General features: G+C 43.5%; 8 protein-coding genes. 4 read left to right on the top strand and 4 right to left on the bottom strand.

Annotated features, from left to right (window positions below; genetic code table 11):
* Positions 1-89: 89 nt before the first annotated feature.
* From ACEW80_RS24655 to ACEW80_RS24640, 4 genes are all read right to left on the bottom strand, one after another.
* On the bottom strand, positions 90-311 hold the full coding sequence (locus ACEW80_RS24655) for a hypothetical protein (RefSeq protein ID WP_373529117.1): 222 nt from the start codon (positions 309-311) through the stop codon (positions 90-92).
* Positions 312-537: 226 nt separating this feature from the next.
* Complete coding sequence (locus tag ACEW80_RS24650) at positions 538-696, bottom strand: hypothetical protein (protein WP_373529116.1); 159 nt, start codon at positions 694-696, stop codon at positions 538-540.
* Positions 697-781: 85 nt separating this feature from the next.
* On the bottom strand, positions 782-1540 hold the full coding sequence (locus tag ACEW80_RS24645) for a hypothetical protein (protein WP_373529115.1): 759 nt from the start codon (positions 1538-1540) through the stop codon (positions 782-784).
* Positions 1541-1656: 116 nt separating this feature from the next.
* Positions 1657-1989, bottom strand: coding sequence for a hypothetical protein (locus ACEW80_RS24640; protein ID WP_373529114.1), 333 nt, complete (start codon positions 1987-1989; stop codon positions 1657-1659).
* Between the two features lie 218 nt (positions 1990-2207).
* On the opposite strand from ACEW80_RS24640, the gene ACEW80_RS24635 reads away from it, so the two are divergent.
* The 4 genes from ACEW80_RS24635 to ACEW80_RS24620 all read left to right on the top strand — a co-directional run bounded on the left by ACEW80_RS24635 (position 2208) and on the right by ACEW80_RS24620 (position 3870).
* Entirely contained in the window at positions 2208-2408 is a 201-nt protein-coding gene (locus ACEW80_RS24635) for a hypothetical protein (protein WP_373529113.1), read from the top strand.
* 39 nt (positions 2409-2447) lie between these two features.
* A complete protein-coding gene (locus ACEW80_RS24630; protein ID WP_373529112.1) occupies positions 2448-2918 on the top strand; it encodes a DUF29 domain-containing protein in 471 nt (156 codons plus the stop codon).
* 392 nt (positions 2919-3310) lie between these two features.
* Positions 3311-3607: a hypothetical protein gene (locus ACEW80_RS24625; RefSeq protein WP_373529111.1), complete on the top strand. Its 297-nt coding sequence runs from the start codon at positions 3311-3313 to the stop codon at positions 3605-3607.
* Positions 3535-3870: a hypothetical protein gene (locus ACEW80_RS24620; protein ID WP_373529110.1), complete on the top strand. Its 336-nt coding sequence runs from the start codon at positions 3535-3537 to the stop codon at positions 3868-3870. Before ACEW80_RS24625 ends, ACEW80_RS24620 begins: the two co-directional genes overlap by 73 nt.
* Positions 3871-4285: the final 415 nt, after the last annotated feature.

Here is a 4285-nt window from a genome sequence, read left to right as displayed (position 1 = left end):
CATTCCTTTAGCAACAAAGCACCGCACCCGAACTTTGCTTTTGTCGGTGTAGCCGAGGATTTCTAGCTGCCTTGCCATTTCTGGAGGAATCATGCTGCACCTCCAGCCGTCTCAAATTCTTGCTGGACATACCACAGCCACAAATCAATCTGTCGGCTCGCTTCGGCATTCCAAGGCTGATCGATTAACTTGTCTAGATGTTCTGGTAGTACAGGATATTGTACAGAAACAGAGGATTGCGGTAAGCTTGAATTGAGATTTTTGGTGTTCCGCGCCTCTGCCCTTCGAGTGTCTTTCGAGGGGTTTATCATTTTAGGATCTCCTTTTATAGATCCCAGCGACTCTCTATTTTTCCCTTAGTAAAAAACTGTTTCGCCTGTTACACACGCTACCCCTGTTGTATCTGTTACGCTTAGATTAAGATTTTTTTGATTTAGCTTGGTTGAGCTTGGATAGGATTGGATTAGATGTGTTGCGCGCGTAACAAAACTACAGCAGTGGTAGGTTAGGTGAGGTGAAACAGTCTTTCATTCAGTTCTAAACAGGAGCAGCCGAGTTTTTATTTGGATAATTTTTCTTAGTGTGGGCAGCATCCTTGGCTTTCTGCCTTCGTACCCGTCGCGGTTCGAGTTGGGTTCGTGTTGGCTGTAGGGTGCTGCTGTCCAGTGCTTGGATTTGGGTTAGAAAGTTTTGCATACTTGCCGATTCGATCTCGGTACACTTCTCAACATAGAGGAACTAAACACCTAAGCCAAGCGTTGTGCATTTATCCGGTCAATCTTTACAATTGACTGAAGCTTTTACGTTTGTTAGGCTTCTTACCTTGACCGCGCTCCATCTTCTGAATACTGCCATCTGGTAGTAGGAAGATTCCCTTTAGTGGGGAATTGAGCAGGTCGCGGGCAATCCGCTTTGCGGCTCGTAGGTAATCGCTGTAATAGGTATTGCGAAAGTTAACATAATCTCTAGCTATAAGCGCCGCTTCCGATTCCAAAAACTCCAATGCTGACATATCGTTACGCGGGTAAAACTCAAGCTTTCTTGGATCGGCTACCTGAGCGCAAGTTTGGAGCGTGCGTTCGTACACCTTCCGACTGCCCACAGGAATAGCAAGACCTGTAAAACCGCTATTTCTCAGAAACAATTCACAATTGTCCATCTCAAATATCAACGACCAGTCCAAGGGGCTAGGTAATTTATCTTTTTGACTTTGTGCAGATGCCGAGCGCGGCCATACCTCCTGAGCGAGTCTAAGTACAGCCAAAAACCGCTCGGCTATTGGTTTGTAGTTAACTTTCCAAGTAGAAGTTAGCTCTGGTAAAAGGTCTGTCCTGTTTAGTAAGTAGTATTCAAGCCAGTGAGATTGGTTTCTGTATTGCTCCCTAGCTGCTTTAAGTATTCGCCCATCGTTGCCCTGACACGAGAAATCCAAAATAATGCCATGCCTGGACTCCATGAGGTAATCAGGTAGACATCGGATTATCCCAATGGCAGTCTCTAAGCTTAATGGTTCGGTTCGTTGGCTATTTGCCTCATTCATAGTTACTCCTGACTTGGACGCAATTACCCGATCTAACTTTTGTCATTCTGTACTTCTTTTTTATTACTACTTTGGTTAAGGGTGAGTAATGAACTCACCCACAGCGCTTTTATCTCCTAAAACGGACAATCAACAGAAATGCTAGGACAAGCGTATTGATTGCCATTTCTAGTAATTCCTTTAATCCCACACTTGCCACTGTTTAAGTGTTGGCATTGACCGCAAACTAGAGGTAATTCTGTTTGTTTCCCTTGGGGTGCAGTTATTGATGAATCAATCATCTTTACCTGCTTCATACCAGCGCAATAGCCCTGTAAATAGATGATTTCAGCCATTACAGGAAGCCGACCGTCCGCCGCATCAGTGATGCCAGAAAGGTATATTTCCTCAACAGCTTCATCTTGTTTTAGGCGCTGCTCTTGATCAAAATCGATAAACTGTGCAAACATTGGTTAAATCCTAGTGTATGGGGTAGGCGATCGCTTTGTTTTCCAGACAGGGGCGATCGCTCTTTAAATTATGTGAGCCTCTTTTTTGCGTTTCAGGTGCGGGCTGCTCTTTCCCTTTGCCTTATAATCATTATAACGTGCCGACACGTAATCTGCAAGGGTTTTGTTCAAAATGCTTGAATGTGGCTTACCGTGTCGGCTTGAGCTATCATTAAAAAATGAGTCACTACGAAGAACAAAAAAGAGTAAATGGTAGGTTTGCGACTGAGGCAGAGCCATCACTTAGCAAGCTTACGGTTCGCGTGCCGCCTAGCCTGAGAGCAAAGGTAGAGCAGATGGCTAATGGCAAAGTTGCAGACTGGCTACGCGAAGCGATCGCAGAGAAGTTAGAGCGCGAACAGCAAAACTTGTCTGCTTAAATGCCAGAGTCAACCATCTTACGCTCGAAGGATAAATTTATGATGCAATTCATAAGCTCTAGCGGCCCCGTAAAGAAATCTGACTATGACACCGACTTCAATCTGTGGGTAGATAAAACAGTTTCTCTACTGAGAGAAGAACGCTTTGACCAATTAGACTTACTAGATTTGATTGAGGAAGTTGAAGACTTGGGGAAAAGCCAGAGACGCGCGCTCACGTCTGATTTAACTAATGTTTTGATGCACTTGCTTAAATACAAATACCAGCCCCAAAAACGTAGCACAAGTTGGTTAAGTTCAATAGCAGAGCATCGCGATCGCATCGAGTTGATTCTTGAGGACAGTCCCAGCCTAAAAAACTATATTGATGAAGTTTGGGAAAAAAGCTATGGGAAAGCAAGAATTAGAGCAGCGATCGAAACTGAGTTACCAATTAAAACTTTTCCACTTGAATCGCCCTTTACACCAGATCAAGCATTAGATATTGATTGGTTGCCAGAACAAAACTGATTAGCCTAAATCTTGCTACCGATAGATTTACCTCAGCTAATTTGGTCGGGGTTTCCTTTTATGTGATCGCCAATTATTATGAACCCTTGTAAACCATCACTGCGGTGGAGACAAACCTTTGATGGAAACTACCCTCAAGTTGTTAATAGCTTGAGGTTTTTTTTGTCCCTCGCACTGCAACATTTTAGAGCGATGCGATTGCACTTTAGAAGCGTATATCGAGCGTATAACATTTACTTCTATACAAACGACTGGATGTATAGCAAATGTATATAGTTGATGTATATAACCCTGTAAGCATTATGGACGATAGTTAGTCTTAGCAAGGCTGTATACAATTTGCTATACAAAATGCTATACTGTATATGGACTTGTATATTATTTGTATAGCAATGAATAAGAGTCAAATTAATTTCCGTCTGCCAGATACTCTAATCGCCGCCCTCAAAGACCAGGCTGAATCAGAGGGTATAACTTCAACTGAGTTAGCAATCCGCTTATTAGAGGCTGGTTTGGGGCTGCCATCGTCAGATTACGCTATTGATGACTCTCGTATAGAGAAACGTATAGAATCACGTATAGCACCTCTTAGAGAACAGGTTACTCAGTTAAATCAATGTATAGAACTGCGTATAGCAACTGTTATACAGAAGGAGATAGCCCCGTTATTGGGGGAATTGAGCGCCTGAGAGTCAAGGACAAAACTCTCAGGCAAAAGCCGCCGCGCCAAACAATCACACCGGGCGAAGTCAAAGAGGTTCCCGCCGCGTTAGGCAGTGGCGAGGAAACGCAAAGCCGCAAAGAACTGGGCAAACTATTTAATGTCAGCCACGAAGCGATCCGAATTTGGGAAGAAAGCGGAAAACTCCGTTCGTTGGGATGGGAGCGGATACCCCACATCAAAAGCCCCGTGAAGTACAGCCGTACTACCCCGCTAATCGCCCCCCGCTAACTTCTCCTCTAAATTAGCTACCCTATTCTGGGGTATGAGTAGCATTCGCGCAGAAAACGGGGTTAAGAGATTTATATGAGTAAGACAAGCATTTTTAGAAGCGGAAACCCTTACTTTCTCGTTAAGTAGTGACTCAATGAGCGCTAGAAGTCAATGACCTTCGTTGTCGGGAGAATCCTTACCTAATAAGGCTTTTAAGCTTAACCCGGTTTTCTGTTCTGATGATACTCATACCCCCATTAAGTCGACAATACCCTCAGATCCTCTGCTACTGTTTGATCAAATTGTGATTAGCTAATAATTAACTTTCTTGCTTTAGTGATGCCATATCGATCACAAAACGATACTTCACATCATTTTTAAGCATACGCTCATAGGCTTCGTTAATTTTTTGGATGGGAATTATTTCGATGTC

It is taken from the genome of Nostoc sp., assembly GCF_041747015.1.
Lineage (GTDB): Bacteria > Cyanobacteriota > Cyanobacteriia > Cyanobacteriales > Nostocaceae > Nostoc.
Note: the sequence above shows the minus strand (reverse complement) of the source record. Positions and strands in the feature narration are given on the sequence as shown.